General features: G+C 38.8%; 20 protein-coding genes. 8 read left to right on the top strand and 12 right to left on the bottom strand.

From position 1 onward, the window contains the following. Nucleotides 1-68 precede the first annotated feature (68 nt). The 4 genes from ACFSR0_RS09440 to ACFSR0_RS09425 form a co-directional block, all read right to left on the bottom strand. Complete coding sequence (locus tag ACFSR0_RS09440) at nucleotides 69-614, bottom strand: cysteine hydrolase family protein (RefSeq protein ID WP_379982197.1); 546 nt, start codon at nucleotides 612-614, stop codon at nucleotides 69-71. Between the two features lie 104 nt (nucleotides 615-718). Further along, nucleotides 719-2,842, bottom strand: coding sequence for a polyribonucleotide nucleotidyltransferase (gene pnp, locus ACFSR0_RS09435; RefSeq protein WP_379982195.1), 2,124 nt, complete (start codon nucleotides 2,840-2,842; stop codon nucleotides 719-721). 204 nt (nucleotides 2,843-3,046) lie between these two features. After that, the gene (gene rpsO / locus ACFSR0_RS09430) at nucleotides 3,047-3,316 is read right to left on the bottom strand and encodes a 30S ribosomal protein S15 (protein ID WP_379982193.1); all 270 of its coding nucleotides are present in this window, start codon (nucleotides 3,314-3,316) and stop codon (nucleotides 3,047-3,049) included. 135 nt (nucleotides 3,317-3,451) lie between these two features. Beyond that, on the bottom strand, nucleotides 3,452-4,624 hold the full coding sequence (locus ACFSR0_RS09425; protein WP_379982191.1) for an AI-2E family transporter: 1,173 nt from the start codon (nucleotides 4,622-4,624) through the stop codon (nucleotides 3,452-3,454). 121 nt (nucleotides 4,625-4,745) lie between these two features. Between ACFSR0_RS09425 and ACFSR0_RS09420 the strand changes: the two genes are divergently transcribed. The 3 genes from ACFSR0_RS09420 to ACFSR0_RS09410 are packed head-to-tail and all read left to right on the top strand — an operon-like array spanning nucleotide 4,746 to nucleotide 6,314. After that, nucleotides 4,746-5,768 (top strand): lactonase family protein, encoded by a 1,023-nt coding sequence (locus ACFSR0_RS09420; protein ID WP_379982189.1) that lies wholly within the window; start codon nucleotides 4,746-4,748, stop codon nucleotides 5,766-5,768. Between the two features lie 22 nt (nucleotides 5,769-5,790). Further along, nucleotides 5,791-6,141, top strand: coding sequence for a hypothetical protein (locus ACFSR0_RS09415; RefSeq protein WP_379982187.1), 351 nt, complete (start codon nucleotides 5,791-5,793; stop codon nucleotides 6,139-6,141). An 11-nt stretch (nucleotides 6,142-6,152) separates the two neighbouring features. After that, nucleotides 6,153-6,314, top strand: a complete 162-nt coding sequence (locus ACFSR0_RS09410; RefSeq protein WP_379982185.1) for a hypothetical protein — start codon at nucleotides 6,153-6,155, stop codon at nucleotides 6,312-6,314. 611 nt (nucleotides 6,315-6,925) lie between these two features. Here the strand turns inward: ACFSR0_RS09410 and ACFSR0_RS09405 are convergent. The 3 genes from ACFSR0_RS09405 to metG form a co-directional block, all read right to left on the bottom strand. Beyond that, a complete protein-coding gene (locus tag ACFSR0_RS09405; RefSeq protein WP_379982183.1) occupies nucleotides 6,926-7,354 on the bottom strand; it encodes a hypothetical protein in 429 nt (142 codons plus the stop codon). A gap of 172 nt (nucleotides 7,355-7,526) precedes the next feature. Next, nucleotides 7,527-10,241 (bottom strand): cation-translocating P-type ATPase, encoded by a 2,715-nt coding sequence (locus ACFSR0_RS09400; protein ID WP_379982181.1) that lies wholly within the window; start codon nucleotides 10,239-10,241, stop codon nucleotides 7,527-7,529. A 378-nt stretch (nucleotides 10,242-10,619) separates the two neighbouring features. Continuing rightward, on the bottom strand, nucleotides 10,620-12,629 hold the full coding sequence (metG, locus tag ACFSR0_RS09395) for a methionine--tRNA ligase (protein ID WP_379982179.1): 2,010 nt from the start codon (nucleotides 12,627-12,629) through the stop codon (nucleotides 10,620-10,622). Nucleotides 12,630-13,216: 587 nt separating this feature from the next. Between metG and ACFSR0_RS09390 the strand changes: the two genes are divergently transcribed. The 4 genes from ACFSR0_RS09390 to ACFSR0_RS09375 all read left to right on the top strand — a co-directional run bounded on the left by ACFSR0_RS09390 (nucleotide 13,217) and on the right by ACFSR0_RS09375 (nucleotide 15,728). Next, on the top strand, nucleotides 13,217-13,729 hold the full coding sequence (locus ACFSR0_RS09390) for a GNAT family N-acetyltransferase (RefSeq protein ID WP_379982177.1): 513 nt from the start codon (nucleotides 13,217-13,219) through the stop codon (nucleotides 13,727-13,729). 131 nt (nucleotides 13,730-13,860) lie between these two features. Further along, nucleotides 13,861-14,181, top strand: coding sequence for a DMT family transporter (locus ACFSR0_RS09385; protein ID WP_379982175.1), 321 nt, complete (start codon nucleotides 13,861-13,863; stop codon nucleotides 14,179-14,181). Between the two features lie 404 nt (nucleotides 14,182-14,585). Beyond that, nucleotides 14,586-14,855 carry a hypothetical protein gene (locus tag ACFSR0_RS09380; RefSeq protein ID WP_379982173.1) on the top strand — a complete coding sequence of 90 codons (270 nt, stop codon included), beginning with the start codon at nucleotides 14,586-14,588 and terminating at the stop codon, nucleotides 14,853-14,855. Between the two features lie 42 nt (nucleotides 14,856-14,897). After that, entirely contained in the window at nucleotides 14,898-15,728 is an 831-nt protein-coding gene (locus ACFSR0_RS09375) for an NUDIX domain-containing protein (RefSeq protein WP_379982171.1), read from the top strand. Between the two features lie 144 nt (nucleotides 15,729-15,872). On the opposite strand, the gene ACFSR0_RS09370 is transcribed toward ACFSR0_RS09375, so the two are convergent. The 5 genes from ACFSR0_RS09370 to opp3b are packed head-to-tail and all read right to left on the bottom strand — an operon-like array spanning nucleotide 15,873 to nucleotide 20,890. Continuing rightward, nucleotides 15,873-16,880, bottom strand: coding sequence for an RNA-guided endonuclease TnpB family protein (locus ACFSR0_RS09370; RefSeq protein WP_379982169.1), 1,008 nt, complete (start codon nucleotides 16,878-16,880; stop codon nucleotides 15,873-15,875). Between the two features lie 24 nt (nucleotides 16,881-16,904). Beyond that, the gene (locus ACFSR0_RS09365; RefSeq protein ID WP_379982167.1) at nucleotides 16,905-17,843 is read right to left on the bottom strand and encodes an ABC transporter ATP-binding protein; all 939 of its coding nucleotides are present in this window, start codon (nucleotides 17,841-17,843) and stop codon (nucleotides 16,905-16,907) included. Nucleotides 17,844-17,857: 14 nt separating this feature from the next. Then, the gene (locus tag ACFSR0_RS09360) at nucleotides 17,858-18,898 is read right to left on the bottom strand and encodes an ABC transporter ATP-binding protein (protein ID WP_379982165.1); all 1,041 of its coding nucleotides are present in this window, start codon (nucleotides 18,896-18,898) and stop codon (nucleotides 17,858-17,860) included. A gap of 4 nt (nucleotides 18,899-18,902) precedes the next feature. Next, on the bottom strand, nucleotides 18,903-19,949 hold the full coding sequence (opp3C, locus tag ACFSR0_RS09355; RefSeq protein WP_379982163.1) for an oligopeptide ABC transporter permease: 1,047 nt from the start codon (nucleotides 19,947-19,949) through the stop codon (nucleotides 18,903-18,905). Further along, complete coding sequence (opp3b, locus tag ACFSR0_RS09350) at nucleotides 19,949-20,890, bottom strand: oligopeptide ABC transporter permease (protein ID WP_379982161.1); 942 nt, start codon at nucleotides 20,888-20,890, stop codon at nucleotides 19,949-19,951. Before opp3b ends, opp3C begins: the two co-directional genes overlap by 1 nt. A gap of 89 nt (nucleotides 20,891-20,979) precedes the next feature. Here opp3b and ACFSR0_RS09345 point away from each other — a divergent pair, with 89 nt between their 5' ends. Continuing rightward, nucleotides 20,980-21,315: a DUF3899 domain-containing protein gene (locus tag ACFSR0_RS09345; protein ID WP_379982159.1), complete on the top strand. Its 336-nt coding sequence runs from the start codon at nucleotides 20,980-20,982 to the stop codon at nucleotides 21,313-21,315. The last annotated feature ends 59 nt before the right edge of the window (nucleotides 21,316-21,374 follow it).

The raw sequence follows: 21,374 nt of genomic DNA, 5'->3' as shown, positions 1-21,374 counted from the left end.
TGACTGTCACGTTTTTTTGTTTGGCTTGATAGCTTTTATTATCGACTGCGTTCTGCTTTTGTCCTTCTTTATTCAATACTTGCCCCTAATGATTGTTCAAAATGACGCAGTGCCCACGCATGTCCATCTGGATCAAAACTAGCTACTGCATCTTTGACGATATGGAGCTTGTAACCTAAATTATAGGCATCCACTGCCGTATGCAAGACACAAATATCGGTACACACTCCCGTTAAATACAAATCAACAATGCCCCGCTCTCGCAAGCGAATGTCTAAATCCGTTCCGCTAAAAGCCGAATAATGACGTTTGTCTAGCCAATAGACTGTCGGCAAGGTGTGATGTTCTTCGTAGATTTTTTCAAGTTGACCGTATAATTGACGGCCACTTGTGCCTACTAAATTATGTGGGGGAAACAATTTGTTTTCTGGGTGATAGTGATCTGTGCTATCGTGGCAATCAATCGCAAAAACAACAAAGTCGCCATTTGCTAAAAATTCCTTTGTCGTCTCAACAAGTGCTTGTTCGATTCCTTGTCCTGCTTGGCCAGTCGTTAATTTTCCATCTGAAGCCACAAAATCATTTGTATAATCAATCGATAGCAATGCGCGCATCTTTTTCCTCCTTGGACATTTTTGATTTTAGTATAACATGACTTTCCCAAAAAAGAAGATGTGGGCCTATCACTAAGCTCGCATCTTCTTCACGTTGGTTTCGCTTATTTTTTTTCGTCTTTTTTCTCATCCGTAAGCATCGCCTTACGAGATAAGTTAACTCGACCTTGTTTATCAATTTCAGTGACTTTGACTAAGATTTCATCGCCAAGTTTCACCACATCTTCCACATTTGCCACGCGTTCGTTTGCTAACTGTGAAATATGAACCAAACCATCTTTGCCTTTAATCAAGTTGACAAACGCTCCAAATTTTTCAATACGGACAACTTTTCCTAAATACACTTCGCCCACTTTGACTTCTTTGGTCAAATCTTCGATAATCTTGATGGCTTTTTGAATCATCTCTGCATCGGCTGAAGCAATGGAGACTTTTCCATCTTGATCAATATCAATTTTCACGCCTGTTTCCTCAATGATACCATTGATTGTGTCGCCACCTTTTCCGATGACATCTTTGATTTTGGCTGGATCAATTTGAATCATCTCAATTTTCGGTGCGTATTGGCTTAACTCTGCACGTGGTTCTGCAATCGTTGCAGTCAGTTCTGCTAGAATTTCCATACGTGCTTTCTTCGCTTGTGCCAAAGCTTCGCGCAAAATTTGTTCGGTAATTCCTTGAATTTTGATATCCATTTGTAGAGCAGTAATACCGTCTTTGGTCCCTGCTACTTTAAAGTCCATATCCCCTAGATGATCTTCTAGCCCTTGAATATCAGTCAAGATCGTATAGTTCTCACCATCGGATACAAGCCCCATCGCAATCCCAGCCACTGGTGCTTTAATTGGAACACCTGCGTCCATCAAAGCTAATGTGCCTGCACAAATACTGGCTTGAGAAGAAGACCCATTAGATTCTAACACTTCTGCTACTAAACGAATCGTGTAAGGGAAATCTGTTTCATCTGGAATAATTTGGGCTAACGCACGTTCTCCTAATGCTCCATGCCCAATTTCACGGCGACCTGGTGAGCCCGCACGACCAGTTGAACCAACGGAAAATTGTGGGAAATTATAATGGTGGATAAAGCGTTTGGATTCTTCGACTCCCAACCCATCAATAATTTGGTGTTCCCCTAATGGTGCCAACGTACATGCTGACAACGCTTGGGTTTGTCCACGCGTAAACAAACCAGAACCATGCACTCTTGGTAACAAGCCAACCTCTGAGGACAATGGTCGAATTTCATCTAATTGACGACCGTCTGGGCGGATTTTGTCAATGGTAATCAATTCACGAACCACGTCTTTTTCTAAATCTTCGGCGATTTGTTTCACTTCTTTTGTCAATTTGCCGGCTTCTTCTTCTGGTAATGCAAGCGCCTTTTCTGCATAGTCTTCTTTGACAATTTCTTTGACTTTGGCAATTTCGTCTTCACGTGCCAATTTTTCTTCTGTCATAACAGCCATCTTCATTTTTGGATAATAGTCATCATAAATGGCTGTTTTTACTTGTTCATCGACTTGTAATAGTGTAATGGCCATTTTCGGTTTTCCAACCGCGCGAACGACTTCTTCTTGGAATGCAACCAATTCTTGGATCGCTGCATGACCAAAGAGTAATGCACCCAACATGTCAGCTTCAGAAGCTTCTTTGGCACCTGATTCAACCATGTTAATCGCTTGTGACGTACCTGCAACGGTTAATTGAATATCTGATAATCCATGTTGTTCAACACTTGGATTCAATACATATTCTCCATTAACGCGCCCCACTTCTACTCCCGCAATTGGGCCATCAAATGGAATATCTGAAATGGATAGTGCTAATGAGGAACCAAGCATCGCTGCCATAGCTGGAGAACAATCTTGCTCAACACTCATAACAATGTTTGTCACTTGTACTTCATTACGGAAACCATCAGCAAACATTGGTCGAATAGGACGGTCAATCAAACGGGCTGTTAATGTTGCATCTGTACTTGGACGGCCTTCACGTTTGATAAAGCCACCTGGGATTTTCCCAACTGCATACATTTTTTCTTCATAGTTAATGGTTAATGGGAAAAAGTCTGTATCTTTTGCTTCCTTCGATGCAACAGCTGCACTTAAGACGACGGTATCACCATAGCGAACCAAGACCGCGCCATTGGCTTGTTTGGCTAATTGCCCAATTTCTACTGATAAGGGACGACCTCCCCAAGTTGTACTAAATACTTGCTTTGTCATAAATTCTCCTTTTCTGCTGTGCGTCTCGACTGCTACTAAACAAATGAAAACACAAAAGAATCTTTTATTCTTTCATTTGGTTAGTAGTAAGCCTTGCCGACTATCACAGTCTTTGTTTAATTGATTCGACTTGTCTCACCCTGACAAGACCACCATAGCAAAAAAGTGAGATTCGCTTGAACCTCACTTTCCTCAATGGTTTGATTAACGACGTAAGCCTAAAGATTGAATCAAGTCACGGTAACGTGTTACATCAGTATTACGTAGGTAAGCCAATAAGTTACGACGGTGACCAACTTTTTTCATTAGTCCACGTTGTGAATGATGATCTTTTTTGTGTTCACGAATATGCGCGTTTAATGTATTGATTTCTTCTGTTAAAACAGCGATTTGGACTTCTGGAGAACCAGTATCCCCTTCGCGACGAGCATAAGCTTTGATGATTTCGTTTTTACGTTCTTTTGAAATTGCCATTTCCTTTTCACCTCTTCGAATTATTTCCCTGTGACTGAGTAATACGTTGGTGATTCGCAAAACCAAGTGACAGGCCTGTGTTTTTCACACATTCATACTTTACTTGATTCCCTAGAAAAAAGCAAGTTTCTCTGATTATTTTTTCTCAATCTCATCGATTGGTTTTTCATACAAACCTGAGACTTCTTTGTACCATTCAAAAATATTCGTAATAATGACTTTAGCAGCTGCATAAACAGGAATTCCTAGTATAACACCCACTAGTCCAAAAAGTTTTCCTGATGTAAGAAGCACAAACAAAATAGTAATGGGATGAATCGATAGCTGACTTCCTAATACCAGTGGGGAGACGAATCGCCCTTCCAAGGTCTGCTCGACTGCAAAAACAATGATGACCTTCAAGAGTAGAATTGGTCCACCAACAATTCCCAAGAAAATGGCTGGAATCATCGCTAAAAATGAACCCAAATAGGGAATAAGATTTAAGACGCCTGCGACAATTCCAAGTGTAATGGAATACTCTAAGCCAATCACTGAAAAACCAATCATAAACATTACCGCTACAGCAAAGGCAACAGTCAATTGTCCCCGAATGTAGGAAGAAACTTGCTGATTCATTTCTGTTAAGACCCGCAATGTAGGTTGGCGCATTTTTGTAGGCAAGAAATTGACTAGATAAGGTGCTAGCTTTTTGCCATCTTTTAATAAATAGAACAAAATAAACGGCATCGTAATCACTGCAACGAAAACAGTGGCAATCGCGCCAAAGAAGTTACCAATATTTTGAAATGTGGTTTTTGATACATTTTTAATGATATCGGTTAAAGAAGTCATCAATTTTTCGCTTGAAGACGCTAATTGTGCTTGAAACTGATGAAAGACCGGATCAGAGAACAAATCATTCATTACCTTCTCTGCAGCGGTCACATAGGACGGAAAATGATTGACAAAGCTAATGGTTTGATCACGAATTTCTGGAATAATTACGACGACTCCCCAAACAAGTAACCCAATAACTAATAAAAATAATCCGATAATACTATAAATGCGCTTAATTCCTTTCTTTTCTAGAAAGTCAACCGCTGGATTCATTAAATAATACAAAATCCCCGCCAAAACAACAGGCAGTCCGACAATAGACAAAAACTGCCAAACAGGCGTCAACAAGTAGGAAACCTTGGTAAATAAAAAGACAATCAATAATAATAGTAGAACAATCAATAAGCCTGTGACCACTTGATTATTTAAAAACCATTTCCAAAACCAAGAAGCAACGCGCTTCACTTGTGGTTGTTTTTTTTCTTCCAATGAAACCCCTCCAAACTTTCCATGTGTCTCTTATTTGAGTATACCATATCTCTTTTTCAGATTGTTTGTGGTTGGTTATATGATACAATAAAAGCAACTTAGCGATGTAGGAGGCGTTTCAATGCAAGAAACATTTTTATTAGGAACTTACACAAAAAAAAGTAGCAAAGGCATCTATACAGTGCAACTCGATACCGAAACCAGTACACTCTCAGAGGTACAAGTAATGATTGCTGAAAGTGGGCCAACTTATTTAGCCCAAAGCTTAAACGGCGTTGTTTACACCGTGTCCGCAAACAATGGCAATGGTGGTGTAGCAGCCTATTCGCCAGATGGGTCTCGTTTAAATATCGTCGCAGAAGAAGGGGCAGCTCCTTGTTACGTCGCTGTTGATGAAACACGTCAGCTTGTCTATGGTGCAAATTACCACAAGGGAGAAGTTACTGTTTATAAAATTGAACACGATGGCACCTTGACGCTCGCCGATCGTATTGTTCACGAAGAACCATTGGGACCACATGAAAATCAAAATCATGCCCACGTTCACTATGCCGACTTAACTCCTGATTATCGACTGGCCGTTTGCGATTTAGGAACAGACTCTGTTTATACTTATGACGTGAGTGAACAAGGTACCTTAACCCTCGTCGCTCGCTATCAAGCAGAACCAGGAACTGGTCCTCGCCATCTTGCTTTTCATCCGAATGGTCGCATTGCGTATCTTTTTGGAGAACTAGACAGTACCTTAACAACCCTAGCATATCATCAAGAAACGGGGACATTCACCAAACAACAAAAGATTTCAACTTTGCCCGCAGATTACCAAGCTTTTAATGGAGGAGCGGCTGTACGGGTTACAAAAGATGGACAATTTGTCTATGCTTCAAACCGTGGCCACAATTCATTAGCAGTTTATCAAATCCATGTGGACGGTCAATTATCCTTAGTTGAAATTGTTCCTTCCAACGGTGAAATTCCTCGCGACTTCAATTTCAATCAATCAGAAGATTTTTTACTTTGTGCTCACCAAGATTCAGATAATCTCGTTTTATTTTCACGTGATGCCAAAAGTGGAAAACTCACCGTTGTTCAAAATGATGTCGTTGCGCCAGAATGTGTCTGTGTTACTCAGAAAAAAGCCTAAGTGAAGAGAGGAAGTGTTCACCATGTTTAGCAAGACCCCAAAAGAGCTCATTTTAAAAGACTTTTCCAATATCTTAAATAAGTCCCATGCCGTTAGTGAATTAATTGCTAATCGGCGTTTTGATAGCGATCTAGCTATTTTGACAACTGCGGAAATCTATGCAATTGCGGAAAAATCCTACGTTCGTTGCGATACATTCCCTGAATTGCAAACCACCGAGGTTGAAGATTTCGTGAACGCTTTTGATCAATTTTACTTTGAATTGAAACAAATTTTGTTTCATGACCAAGATGACTTTCTTTCATTATCCAAACGAATGGCCGAAATGCAGACAGCTTTCGAAACGTTATCCACTTCTTTCAACATGATTTAGGAGGAATTGCTATGAATTCAGATGAAGTATTAGAAAGACTTAGAGAAGAATTATCTTTGCCATTTTTCAATGTCAAAGTGGAAAACAAAACCTATACAGAAGAAGAGTACCAAGCTTTCAAACACGACCTTTTACAATATTTTGAAGATTATGTTCAAAATGTTGAAAATTAGTTTATCAACGAAAAAAGCTACCCGCACAGGTAGCTTTTTTCATGACGAATTTTTCAGCACTACTCAATAAACAAGAAGAGAGGAGAGGAGATTGATTGAACAAACGAATTAAAAAGAAAAAGTTCAACCAAAAGCTAATTGGCAAAGCCAATCTCAAAACGACCATGTTGATTGCATTGCCTAGAAAAAAATCAAAAAAATAGACAAGAAAGAAGTGAGTGAACGGTTAGGCCATAAAAATATAACCATCACATTAGAAATTTACTCTCATGTCATGCCTGAAGAGAAAAAAAAACAGCTTCAAAGTTTGCCAATTTTGTTGGGTTTTAACCCAATGCACGGACAAATGCACAGACCTTTTTATTTTTGCTACTCTTTTTGGCCAACATCAATTATTTGATAAAGTGGCTAGAACCCCTTATGTATCAAGGCACAAAAAAAACCACTAGGTTGGTTAGGCCTAGCGGAAAAAGGAGTAGTAACTCTTGGTTAGGGAGTTACTGAAAAATAAAAAGGTTATTGTTGGTTATGTAATTATTTTACCGTAACTCTCGTATTCAATCTTGAAAATCTTCTAATAGTTAGATTAAATTTTTCTTGGTTTCTTCTGATTATTTTACCATTACTTGGGTCATCTTTTGGATTGCTGCGGCGATTGCATCAGTGGCTTGATCTTGTTTTTCTTCTGCTGCGTAAAATGCTGCTACATCGATACCATCCTCTAAACTAAGAATCATTTCTTCACAACCTGCCACATAACTTTTATAGGCGTGCTCAAATTTTTTATGGTTTCCTAAAATACGGGCTGGTGGCTGTAATTTACTGATTTGTTCTAACATTAGGCGATACTTATCTGTCCCCGTTTGAAACAATTCTACTATTTCCATGCGACGGGCATCATCAAACGAAGCAATCTCTTTTCGTTCAATTGCACCTTTCACCTCTTCAAAAGCATCGTTCAATTGGGTTCCGGTTTGTTCCGTATCGGTCACAATCGAATTAATCATCGATAAATAATAGCCTAAATCTGGTCGTTTCATCTCTGTTCTCCTCTTCCGTTTTTCTCTATTTTACCTTGTTTTCATCATTTCGCCAAGTTGACTCTCCCAAAGATAGCACTACTGGTTGAACTGAAAAATCGCGTTCCAACAAAAAAGTGATGGGAAGCAACGAACAAGTTGGCTTACCCATCACTAAAATGGCAATTCATTTTTACTCTTTGCCCATAGCCCTTTGAATGGCTTTGACAATTTCAACTACAGGAATAATCGCGAATGAAGATCCTAATACGATTCCCCATTGATACGTATCTAAATGAGTCACTCGGAAAATATCATTCAATCCTGGTACAACGATAATAATCATCATCATGACAAAGGATAAAAGAATCGCATAGTTGAATGCTTTATTTTTAAAGAAACCTACTTTAAACAAGGACTGGTGAACAGATTTCACATTGAACGCGTGGAACAATTGCATTAACCCTAAAGTAGCGAAAGCCATTGTTAATGCATCGCCATGTTGTAGGTCGTATAATTGTGCCGCCGACAAACCAATCATATTGTCCGCAGTGTGTGCTGGCCATTGGATGGCTGACCAGTAAACAAATAACACGGTTGCGGCCTCCAAAATCCCTTGATAAATAATACTACTCAATACCCCACCGGAAAAGAAGTTTGATTTTTTTCCACGAGGTTTGTGTGCCATTAGGTTCTTTTCAGCAGGTTCCATTCCTAATGCAATGGCTGGGAAGGTATCTGTTACAAGGTTAATCCACAATAAATGAATAGGCAGCAAGGTATCCCAAGCAAGAATCGTGGCAATAAAGAGTGTTAATACTTCCCCTAAGTTTGCGGCCATTAAATATTGAATGGCTTTTTGGATATTGGAGAATACCTTGCGTCCTTCTTCAACGGCCACGACGATTGTCGCAAAATTGTCATCAGCAAGGACCATATCTGAGGCACCTTTTGACACTTCAGTACCCGTAATTCCCATACCAACACCAATATCAGCTTGTTTCAATGCTGGTGCATCATTGACTCCATCACCGGTCATCGCTACGACTTTACCAGCATTTTGCCATGCTTTTACAATACGTACTTTGTGTTCAGGTGAAACACGCGCATAAACCGAATATTGCGTTACCTTATTGGCAAATTCTGCTTCTGATAGATTATTTAATTCCGCTCCAGTTAACACGGCATCATCATCACCAGGTTTAATGATTCCCAATCGTCCAGCAATGGCTTCCGCCGTATCACGATGGTCCCCAGTAATCATAATTGGACGAATACCCGCCTCTTTCGCCACACGAACTGCTTCCGCTGCTTCGGAACGTTCTGGGTCAATCATCCCAATTAAGCCCGTAAAGACCAATTGATTTTCAATGACTTCTGAGGTGCGTTCGTCTGGCAACGTTGGCATAATTTTGTAAGCAACACCTAGTACCCGTAGAGCTTGTTGTGCCATATTTTTATTATTTTCTAGAATGGCCGTTTTTTGTGTTTCATCAAGGGAAATTTCTTTTCCTCCTTGATATATTTTTGTCGATCGGTTAATTAGAACATCTGGGGCTCCTTTTACGGCCACCAAGAACGTGCCATCTGCCAATTGATGAATGGTACTCATCAATTTTCGATCAGAGTCAAATGGCAAATCTGCTACACGTGGTTCGGCTTTGCCTTCTTGGCGAACATCAAAGCCTTTATCTAAACCAAATTGAACCAATGCCGTTTCAGTAGGGTCCCCAATCAGATCGCCTTCTTTACTAAACTTCGTGTCATTGGCATAATTCATCAACTTAATGGCTAAATTATCTTTAGCAATTTCCTCATCGGCAGCAAACTGCGTACCATCAAAGTAGAGTTTTTCAACTGTCATTTGATTTAATGTCAATGTCCCTGTTTTATCAGAACAAATGATGTCGGTTGCGCCTAATGTTTCAACTGCTGGCAACTTTCGAATCATCGCATTGCGTTTGGCCATGACTTGTGTACCTAAGGCTAAAATAATGGTTACAATGGCTGGTAATCCTTCTGGAATAGCCGCAACAGCTAATGAGATAGAAGTTAATAACATATCTACCCATGATTGATTGTTAATCAAGGTACCGACAAAGAACATTACGACCGCAATAATAATGATTGCAATGGTCAAAAACTTTCCTAGTTGATTCAAGTTGCGCTTCAACGGTGTTTCCGTTTCATCGGCATTGGCTAGCATGCCGGCAATCTTGCCCACTTCAGTATTCATTCCGGTGTTAACAACGACCCCTTTTCCTCGGCCATAGGTTACATTGCTGTTGGAATAGGCCATGTTTACGCGGTCTCCAATGCCAATATCGGTTCCCTCTAAAACAGTTAAATCTTTTTCCACAGGAACGGATTCACCGGTCAATGCCGCCTCTTCAATTTTTAATGAACTAATTTCTAACAAACGCATATCAGCGGGCACAACATCGCCGGCTTCTAATAGCACAATATCCCCAGGAACCAACTCATGACTGCTAACACTTTTTGAGTGGCCTGAACGAAGAATATTCGCATTAGGGGTAGACATCTCGCGTAACGCTTCAATCGCTTGTTCCGCTTTAGACTCTTGCACAACTCCCATAATGGCATTAATAATGACAACTGCTAGAATAATCGCGGCATCGACTGCCTCATGAGAAACAACCGCGGAAATAATGGCAGCGACTAACAACACGATGATCATCAAGTCTTTAAACTGCTCTAAAAATTTTTGCAAGATGGTGGTCTTTTTCCCAGCTTCCAATTCATTTGGTCCATATTGTTCCAGACGAGCAGCTGCCTCTTGATCTGATAGGCCTTCCGCTTGAGAGTGCAACGCAGTAAGTGTCTCCTCTGCGCTTTTTGCGTAAAAAGGCTCAGTTTGTTGCTGTTTCTTTTCACTTAATTCTGACATGATTTTCCCCCTTAGTATCTTTTACACAAGTCGCTCAAAGTTAAAAAAAATAGACCTGTGTATGCGTGCAGTACAACATACATAAGTCTCACCAATTAAGGCAACACCAGAAATTTCTTTCTTGTTGGTGATGTTGCCACAGCATTTGCTGCCGATTACTCCCCTATGAACAAAACTATTACAAAGAAAAGTATACAAGAAAAACAATCAGAAAACAATTCCTTTCTATCAAATTTCAAGTAAAGAACACATTCTATCCACAATTCCTTGGATTCTAAAAAAGAACCAATCACGCATGCTCGGGTAAGAGGCATCTGGTGGCGTCATTGGTTCTTTTCTATTTGTCCATCTCAACAATCAAACGTGTGTCATACTAACTTAAGCAATGCTGGCTCCGTTTGGCATGCCTTTTGGTGCCTCAACAATTTGAAGATTGCCTTCCGCATCTTCTGCAGAAAGAATCATGCCTTGGCTGATTAAGCCACGCATTTTTCGCGGTTTTAAGTTTGCCACGATGACCACTTTTTTGCCGATGAGCTTACTTGGTGTCGGATAAAAGTCTGCAATGCCTGATAAAATTTGGCGATTACTTGAATCACCTGCATCCAATCGAAATTGTAGCAGTTTATCTGCTCCCTCCACTTTTTGACAATCCACCACTTCGGCTACTTTTAATTCAACTTTATCAAAATCATCGTATTTGATTTGTTTCTCTTTGGTTGAATGTAAAATTGTCTCTTCTGGTTGCCAATTCACCGTCTCAGTAACAGGCTGTGTTCCCTCTGACATCTTCGCTTGAATATAGGCGATTTCCTCTTCCATATCTAACCGTGGGAAAATGGGTGTGCCTTTTTCAATCACCTTGGTTTCTTCAGGAAATTCACCGAATCGTAAATCAGTTAAATTGGTCGAACGTTGTGTTAACCCTAACTGTTCAAAAATTTTGCTTGGTGTTTCTGTCATCACTGGTTGTAACAACAGTGCGGCTATCCGCAATGATTCCGCCAAATGAATCATAACGCTATCCAATTCCGCTTTTTTCGTTTCATCTTTAGCCAAGATCCAAGGTTGTGTTTCATCAATATATTTATTGGCCCGTGAAATCAATGTCCACACTTCGGATAGAGCTGTTGAAAATTCCATATTATCCATTGCTTCACGATAACGGCCAATTACGTTGGCAGCGGTTGTCGAGAGTTCACTATCAAACGGAGTCACTTTTGATTGATAGCTTGGTACAAACCCTCCACAATATTTATTAATCATCGCAATGGTTCGATTTAACAAATTACCTAAGTCATTGGCCAAATCATAATTCACTCTAGCAACAAAATCCTCTGGTGTGAAGACACCGTCACTTCCAAATGGTACAGCACGCAATAAATAGTAACGTAAGGCATCTAACCCGTAGCGTTCTACAAGCATTTCTGGATAAACGACATTGCCCTTTGATTTTGACATTTTGCCATCTTTCATTAATAGCCAGCCATGACCGAACACTTCTTTTGGTAACGGCAGCCCTAAAGCCATTAACATAATTGGCCAATAAATAGTATGGAAACGAACAATTTCTTTTCCAACCATCTGAACGTCAGCTGGCCAGTATTTTTTAAACAATTGATCGTCAGCTGATCCATAGCCCAATGCGGAAATATAGTTTGATAAGGCATCAATCCAAACATACACAATGTGTTTCGGATTGGCATCCACTTTAATCCCCCAGGAGAAAGTTGTCCGAGATACTGCTAAATCTTCCAAACCCGGCTTAATGAAATTGTTAATCATTTCATTTTTTCGTGATTCTGGCTGGATGAATTGAGGATGTTCTTCATAGTAAGCCAATAAACGATCAGCATATTTGCTCATACGGAAAAAGTAGGACTCTTCTTTCACCAATTCTACTTCATGTCCACTTGGTGCTTTCCCACCAATCACTTTCCCATCTTCGTCCTGATAGACTTCCGCCAATTGCGTTTCAGTAAAATATTCCTCATCAGAGATTGAATACCAGCCTTCATACTCACCAAGATAAATATCCCCTTGATCTAATAACTGTTGAAAAATCTTTTTCACCGCTACTTGATGGTACTCATCTGTTGTGCGAATAAATTTATCATAACTAATATCCAATGTTTTCCAAAGTTTTTGAACATCTGCGGCCATCTTATCCACATATTCTTTTGGTGCCACACCAAGTTCTTCTGCTTTTTTTTCAATTTTTTGTCCGTGTTCATCAACACCTGTTAAATAAAAAACGTCAAATCCCATCAACCGTTTGTAGCGTGCAACAGCATCACAAGCAATAGTTGTATAAGAATTGCCAATATGTAATTTTCCACTTGGATAATAAATTGGTGTTGTTATATAAAATGTTTCTTTCTCAGCCATGAGTGAGCTTCCTCCTCTATCATTTTCAAAATCATTCTCTGTAAGTATACCACAAGTGTCCCTATCGTTACTTACTTTCTCACCAAAAAGGCTTGGTGAAATTTTTCTGTCCGAAGATGAAGATATCCCAAAAACGAATGTGATCGTATTTGGTAAACATAATTGTACAGTTTACACGGTTTTCTTAGTTTTCTTAGTTTCCTATTCTTCTACCTTTTTTTCCGATACGCCACGATATTGCTTGAAAGATATCCGCTCCCAAGGATGAGACTATGAATGTGGATGGTTTTTTTCAGGAATCTATATTTTGGATAATGATTTCAATCCTTGTCTTGAGTTTAGACTATCATTTTTGAGATAGTTTCTGCTTCGATACACGTAAGATAGGCTCACTATCGAACGAGAAATAAGTAAATTCAAGTCTTTTATATTTGATTTGACTTTTTTTTGAATTATGCTAATATAAAAATAATTATTTTACCAGAAACATTGTTTACAATAATAGTTGGTTTCATCTCATTAGTTTTTAAAAAAATAATGAGTTACCTACTTTTGCTTTTTTAAACTTAAAAACGGAGAACGCTACTATGCATATTAAAGAACTAGATTTGACTGACCTCGATGCATTACAAAAAGTCAGTGTTGAAACTTTTTATGATACTTTTGCAGCTCAAAATACAAAACAAAATATGGAAGACTATTTAGAATCTAGTTACAAATTAGAAAAACTAACTGAAGAACTGGAAAATGAAAATTCTTTTTTTTATTTTGTACTCAATGATAATGATGAAATTATGGGCTATCTAAAGTTAAATGTGAATGATGTACAATCAGAAGATGGCTTTGAAAATGCTCTGGAAATTGAACGAATCTACATTTGTAAAGCATTTCAAAAACAAGGACTGGGTAAGATTCTATATGATATTGCAATAGCAAAAGCTACACAATTAGGAAAACAGCGTATTTGGTTAGGTGTTTGGGAATTTAATCAAAATGCTAAAGCCTTTTATCAGCATCTAGGTTTTAAATTTGTTGGTAGTCATACATTTAACATGGGTGATGATCCACAAACTGATTTAATAATGGTTAAAGATATTTAAACCTGTAACTATTTAAATTGAATAAAATACTATGTTCCACCGGGAACAATTTTAAAACAGTATCTCTACATCGTTAGGTCAATGAAGATGTGGGATAAACTGTTTTTTTAATTTTTTAAGGAGAATAAAAAATGACTTGGATTTATTTATTTCTAGCTGGAATTTTTGAAGTGGTTTGGTCTAGTACCATGAAACTTAGTAATGGATTTTCACATTTGGGGTGGACTATACTAACTTTTATTGGAATGGCTATTAGCTTTGCCTTACTTTCATTATCGCTTAAAAATTTGCCTCTTAGTCTTGCTTACCCAATTTGGACTGGCGTTGGAGCAGTCGGTTCAATCATTATTGGTGTCGTATTTTTTGGCGACAAACTAAACTTGCTTACTTGGTTTTTCATTATCTTACTCATTATTGGTATTATTGGTATTAAATTGACTAGTGGTCACTAGTCTGTACCCATTATTTCCAAATTGTTTGACCGCCTTTAATATCTCGAACTTACCATTCATCATGACCGCCTTTGTTTTTAACCCAACAACAATGGAATCTAGTTTTGTTTCAATAGCGTTGTTTTTGAATAAATCTTGGAAGAGAGAGTAATTGGGACTCTCTTTTTTGTTATTTATTAGTGTAAATAGATTGTAAGCAAGCACCTAATAGAATAGTAGCTGTACATCAAATAGCCAAACCTCTATACTAGAATTGAGAGTATTTTGTATTTTGTGGTTTGTTGCTATAATGGTTAGCAAAGTTGAACATCTCTGATACAAAGCATTCCTTACTAACCATTGTGTTAGATTGTGGACAGTTGGTACCAACTTATTTTAATAAAAACATACGAGGAGGATAGACCATGCAACGAAGACAAATCATTTATATTTGGACATTGATTGTATTGACTGCAATCCATCTCCTCTTTGCCAACGTTTATCAACGCATTTACGCCTATATGAATACCATCAATCAGTTAAATACTTTCTTGGTCTCATCGATTCTCATCCGAGGAACCCTGCTCATTATTATTGTACTAGCAGGCTTTACTTGTATTCGCTATTTTAAAAAATACCTTCCCATTTATTTGGGATTGTTTCTTATTAATTTTTTGCTTTTCTTTTTTCTTTAACAAAAGAAAGCGGCTCATCAAATTGAAAAGGTAGGGATCATTATGGCAACTTTTTCCAGTCGAGAGGATGAAAAGGACTACTACGAGCACCAAGCAAGTGAACAGGAATTTCTCGCTTGGTATCGCAAACAAGAAAAACCCAACTACGAAAAACCTTCGCTAACGGTCGATATGGTCTTGATGTGCTACAGCAAATCCGAAGATAAATTAAAAATTTTACTCATCAAACGCAAAGGTCACCCATTCAAAAATTCTTGGGCCCTTCCTGGTGGGTTCGTGCAACCCGATGAATCGACAGGTGAAAGCGTGATTCGTGAAACCGAAGAAGAAACTGGCGTCAAAATATCCAAACAAAATATTGAACAGCTCCACACCTTCAGCACCCCAAATCGTGATCCTCGTGGTTGGGTCGTAACAGTCAGTTACCTTGCTTTCATTGGAGAAGAACCGCTCTTAGCTGGTGATGATGCCGAAGATGTCCGTTGGTTCTCGCTGGAAAGAAAGGCCAATCAGATTCATTTAGAAAGTGAGCACACAGCCATTGTGCTCGACTTGGTGACTGGTCAATCGTTTGGAAAAGATCGATTAGCCTTTGACCACAGCGCGATTATTTTAAAAGCCTTTAATCGAATTGCCAATAAAATGGAGCACGAACCTCAAGTGTTGCAAGTCTTAGGGCAGTCATTTACAATCACGGAAGCCAGAAAGGTCTTTTCGAAATTTTTGGGCATTGACTACCGCTTAATTGATCATTCCAATTTTAAGAAGTCATTGTTGCACTTTTTCGATGAAATTGGCGAACGTCCGACCGGTATTGGTCGACCTTCAAAAGTTTACCGACTAAAACAAAATGTTTTTCATGAGGAATTATAGAAGATAAGCGAAGAGAGAGGACAGCTGTCCTCTCTCTTCTTTGGTTTTTCATAATTAGTGAGCATTTTTCCTAGAAACAAAAAGTTTCCTTTTTTCTATACCCTAGGCGATCCCTGGAGCCCCTTCCAGTTCTGATCGATTTTTTTACAAATCAAGTTGTTGTTTTCCTAATTCCTCAATGATTCGACTAGAACGAATGCTGTCATCCGGACTCTCAACCGCGAGATACTCTTTGCCATACCATTGCGTTTTATACGTCAATTTTTGAGTAAAACTATACCAATCCGTTGAAGTAAATGGATTGTCTTCTTCACTATCGGTTATCCGTGGTTGTTTTTCAACAAATATATAGTCAAACTCTTTGACTAAGAGAAACGTCAACTGATCAATAAAATCATTTTTTTTACAGGCTTTTTCCTGAATTAACTTTTGCACTCGTTGCTTTTGCTTTTGATAATTCTTGGCATCTCTTAATCTTACTTTATGTTTTTTAGCGATTTTGGCTCGCAGTTGCAATTTCTTTTGGGCTTTTTCCAGTTTGTCTCCTAGCAATTGTTCTTCAATATTTGGTAAATTATCGAAAGATTGCGATAATTGAATCAATCGTTGCGGACAATAAGAAATGCCGATTACTTTCTTTGTTTTTGGCAAGAATGAAACCTCTTCTAAACACAACAATGAAACATAAAATTCTTCATTATTTTTTGCCGAAATCGTAGCGGAACGAATCATCCCTTTTATCTCTCGGTGTTGGTGAACTTGGACGAGACTTTTCAATTTTGGCAGTTTCAATTTCCCATCGATAAAATAAATGGTATGTTTTTGATTATTCGTTGTGTAAGATTGCCAACTATTTTTCTTGCTTTTTAGTTTTGGGTAGCCTGCTCTTCCTTGAAAAAAATTCGCGTAGGCTCTCTCCAAATTACGTTGTGCATTGGCCAAAGCCAGACTATCCGTTTTTTTCAAAAAGGGATAGTCTTTTTTTAATGCAGCGGGGGTTAATTTCATGCTTTCTTCTGAGTTTGCTGTTCCTTTTCTTGCCATCAACAATTGATTGTACGTAAATCTTACGCAGCCAAAGGTTTGCTTAAAAAATGTCAATTGTTCTTCGTCCGGGTAAATCCGAAAACGATAACCTTTTAACACTTTCATGAATCAACCCCCTTACCCTATTACTTAAACTTCCTTCTTTTTTCGTAATTTTTCTTGATACATTGGCACTTCTTCTTCTGTCGCATAAATAAAATGACCTGGTGCAATTTCTTGCATTTTTCTTGCGGTATTCGCTTGTGGAACTTCGACATATTTAATCCGTTTTCTTGTTCGTTCACTTTCAGGATCGGGCAAAGGAATCGCAGACAACAAACTTTCGGTATACGGATGCACACCATAATGGTAAATTTCATCGCTTGTCCCTACTTCAAGTAATTTTCCCAGATGCATTACCCCAATTCGATCGCTGATGTGTTTTACCATCGACAAATCATGTGCAATGAAAAAATAGGTTAAATTATGTTTTTCTTGTAGATCTTGCAATAAATTCACAACCTGTGCTTGAATGGATACGTCCAAAGCGGAAATCGGTTCATCACAAATGATGAATTTGGGATCCACTGCCAAAGCTCGAGCAATCCCAATCCGTTGCCGTTGTCCACCTGAAAATTCATGCGGATAACGTGTCCCATGTGATGGATTTAAGCCAACTGTTTTCAGTAGCTCATCGACCCGTGCATTTCGCTCCTTCTCGTTTTTGGCCAAATGATTAATGTCAATTCCTTCTGCGATGATATCACGCACTTTCATTCGTGGATTAAGCGATGCATACGGATCCTGGAAAATCATTTGAACCTCCCGACGGAAATCCTTCAATTCTTGTTTACTTTTCAATTTCATCACATCTTGACCATCGAAGGTAATCGTGCCATCAGTTGGTGTATTCAGTCGGATGATAGAACGACCAGTCGTCGATTTGCCACTTCCGGATTCCCCTACTAAACCAAATGTTTCGCCTTCAAAAATGTGAAAGGTCATATCATCAACAGCTTTAACTTCATCTTTACGACCCACATTAAAATATTGTTTTAAATTCTTTACATCTAATAGGACTTTACTCACTTATCTTTCCCTCCTTACTCTCCAAAAGCATTCTCTTGAAATTTTTTCCAGCGAATTTGGATTTCTTCTGGTGGTGTCACTTTTGGCGCTTGAGGTGCTAATAACCAAGTTGCTGCCTTATGGGTAGGTGAAACATCAAAAAATGGTGGTTCTTGTTCAGCATCAATTTTCATTGCGTATTCATTCCGTGGATAAAACGCATCCCCAGTTGGTGGCTTTAATAAATCAGGAGGGGAACCTGGTATCGCATATAACCGTTTTCCTGTGCTTTCCAACGTAGGCATTGAACCAAGCAACCCCCAAGTATACGGATGTTGTGGATTATAGAAAATTTCTCTAGCCGTTCCAATCTCAATAATTTTCCCACCATACATCACTGCAACACGATCGGCGACATTGGCAACAACTCCTAAATCATGGGTAATGAAAATGATGGATGAATTCATTTTTTGTTGAATATCTTTCAGTAATTCGATAATTTGGGCTTGGATGGTCACATCTAAGGCCGTCGTAGGTTCGTCAGCAATGAGCACTTGTGGGTAACAAATCAACGCAATCGCAATCACAATCCGTTGTCGTTGTCCACCAGAAAATTGGTGCGGATAATTTTTTAGCCGCTTTTCGGCGTTAGGAATGCCAACCAAATTTAACAATTCTAATGCTTGCTTTAGTGCTTCTTTTTTGGAAATTTTGGTATGCTTGATCAAAGATTCTGCTACCTGTCTGCCAATTGGCATCGTTGGATCCAGTGAAGTCATTGGATCTTGGAAAATCATCGCAATATCTTTTCCTCGAATTTTTTGTAATTCCTTTTCACTTTTCTTTACGATATCCGAACCGTTAAATAAAATCTCCCCATTCTCAACATTGGCATTGCTAGCTAGCAACCCCATAATGCTTCGTGTGGTTACTGATTTCCCACTTCCCGATTCACCAACAATGGCTAACGTTTCGCCTTGATACAAATCAAAGCTGACATTTCGAATGGCTTGAACTTTTCCGGCAAATGTATCGAAAGAAATCTCTAAATTTTTCACTTCAATTATCTTATTCATTCAATCACTCTTTCATCTTCGGATCAAACGCATCACGTAGCCCATCAGCTAGTAAGTTAAAGCCAATCATAATGACCGAGAGCGTTATTGCTGGGACCCATAATTGGTAGGGCAAAAATAGAAAGGTCTTGTAACCATCACTTAACAATGTACCCAAGGAAGCAACCGGTGGACGAAGCCCTAAACCAATGAAACTCAAGAAAGCTTCAAAGAAAATCGCCGACGGAATACTAAACATCATTTGGATAATAATGACACTCGAAATATTCGGTAAGATATGCTTAAATGCTATTTTCGAACGTGTTTCCCCTAGTGTCGTCGCAGCCAATACAAACTCTTGGTCTTTGAGCTTCATCGTCTGCGCCCTGACAATCCGAGCCATTGGTATCCAGTTCGTAATTGCCATAGCTGCAACAATTGATGGAATACCTGGTTCAAAAACAACCAACATTAAAATCATCACAACTAGATTAGGAATACCAGAAATCACTTCTAAAAACCGTTGCATGATATTGTCCACACGCCCACCTAGTAAGCCAGAAATCAAGCCATAAGTCACTCCGAAAACAATGTCGAGCAACGCGGCGATAAAGGCAATTAATAATGATACTCGTGTCCCCATAAATAAGCGACTTAATAAATCACGGCCCAGACTATCCGTTCCAAGATAAAAATAGGTGCCAGCAGGGACATTGGCTTGCGCATATTTGTCAACCACTTTCCCTCCCACTTCGGCATGTCCATTCAGGCCAGTAATATTGATACCTGGAATTTTGGGTGGCAGATTGGTATATTTCACATTTTGTGTTGTAGGATTATGTGGAGACACAAAAATGGTAATTAACGAGATTGCAATAATGATTGCCAACAAGACAATTGAAAAAACGGCTGCTTTGTTTTTCTTTAGACGACGCCAAGAATCTTGCATAAACGTTAAGGAAGGCATAGCAATTTCTTCACGCTTTTCAACCGTACTCTTTTCTAAAGGTTCAAACGATGTTAACGGAATCGCCGCTAGTTCTTTTTCATTTATTTGTGCTGAATTAGCCATTAGCTACGACTCCCTTCTGATACACGAATTCTTGGATCAACAATTCCATATAAAATGTCGACAATTAGAATAACCACAACCAACATTGCTGAATAAAGCATCGTCACAGCCATAATCGTTGGGTAATCATTTGTCATGATTGATTTGACAAATTGCTCTCCGATACCCGGAATAGCAAAAATATTTTCAACAACCAGCGAACCAGTCATCAGTCCAACTGCTAATGGTCCTAACAGTGTTAATAATGGAATCAAACTGTTACGTAAGCCATGATGAAAAACAATTCCCCAACGGCTTAAGCCTTTTGCACGTGCCAGTTCCACATAATCACTATGCAACACTTCCACCATTTCCGTCCGAATAAACCGAGCAGAATCTGCTAATGGGGACATTGCCAAGGCAATCGTTGGTAAGATTGTATAAGCAAAGGTTTCCCATTTTGCAATTGGTAAAATGTGCAATTTCATGGCAAACACATATTGTAATAAGACAGCAAACACAAAGTTTGGAATGGAGCGTCCAAGAATCGCCACTAAGGTTGCCGTTGTATCGATCCAAGTATTTTGTTTCATCGCTGAAATAGCTCCTAGAATAATGCCTCCTAGTGTCCCAACAATGATTGCTTGAATCCCTAATTGTAAGGATGGTCCAATACGAGCACTCAGCAGATTGGCTACTGGTTGGTTTTTAAATTGGAAGGAAATCCCCAAATCAAAGTGCAATAAATTATTCAAATATAGACCATATTGCACAATCATTGGCTTATCCAAGCCCATTTGTTTATTTAACAGGGCAATTTGTTGTGCACTCAATTTTTCTGCATTCGTATAGGGTGTACCAGGTAGCAATTTCATTAAGAAAAAGGTAATCGTCGCAATAATCCACAACGTAACCACCATAAAAAAAATTCTTTTTAAGATATATTTAACAAAACTATTCACTTATTTTCCTCCTAAGTGTTTTGACTTATAAACAATAATTTTGTAAAGTTATTTTATTATTTATGTATTAGTTTAGAAAGGAGTTTGGTATGCACCTTCGTAAAAGTACCCTCATCATCAGTATTGCGGGGTTGATTATTAGCTTGTTATGGCCAATGATCTTCTCAGATTTTGCTTGGTCCCGTGTGTCTGACCTATTATTTTCCTTCACTCTATTCTTTTTAATCATTGGAAGCTTTTTATGGGTTTGCGCCTCTGGATCACTTGACTTCTTTCAATATTCATGGAAAAAAGCTTTTAGGAAAACAAAAGAAGACTATCTCACGCTTTCAGAAATCGGTCGAACAAGTTATCGCTTTTGGTTGGAACCTGCCTTGATACTATTCCTTTTGAGTTTGGTATTTTTAGGCTTGGCTTTTCTGTAATCAACAGCAACAGCAACTGCAACGTCGCTTAATGGTCAAGCTTTTGGCATGACCACTAA

Source organism: Enterococcus camelliae (assembly GCF_042685105.1).
Classification (GTDB): Bacteria; Bacillota; Bacilli; order Lactobacillales; family Enterococcaceae; genus Enterococcus_G; species Enterococcus_G camelliae.
The sequence above is the reverse complement of the archived record's forward strand: the minus strand, read 5'-3'. Positions and strand labels throughout refer to the sequence as shown.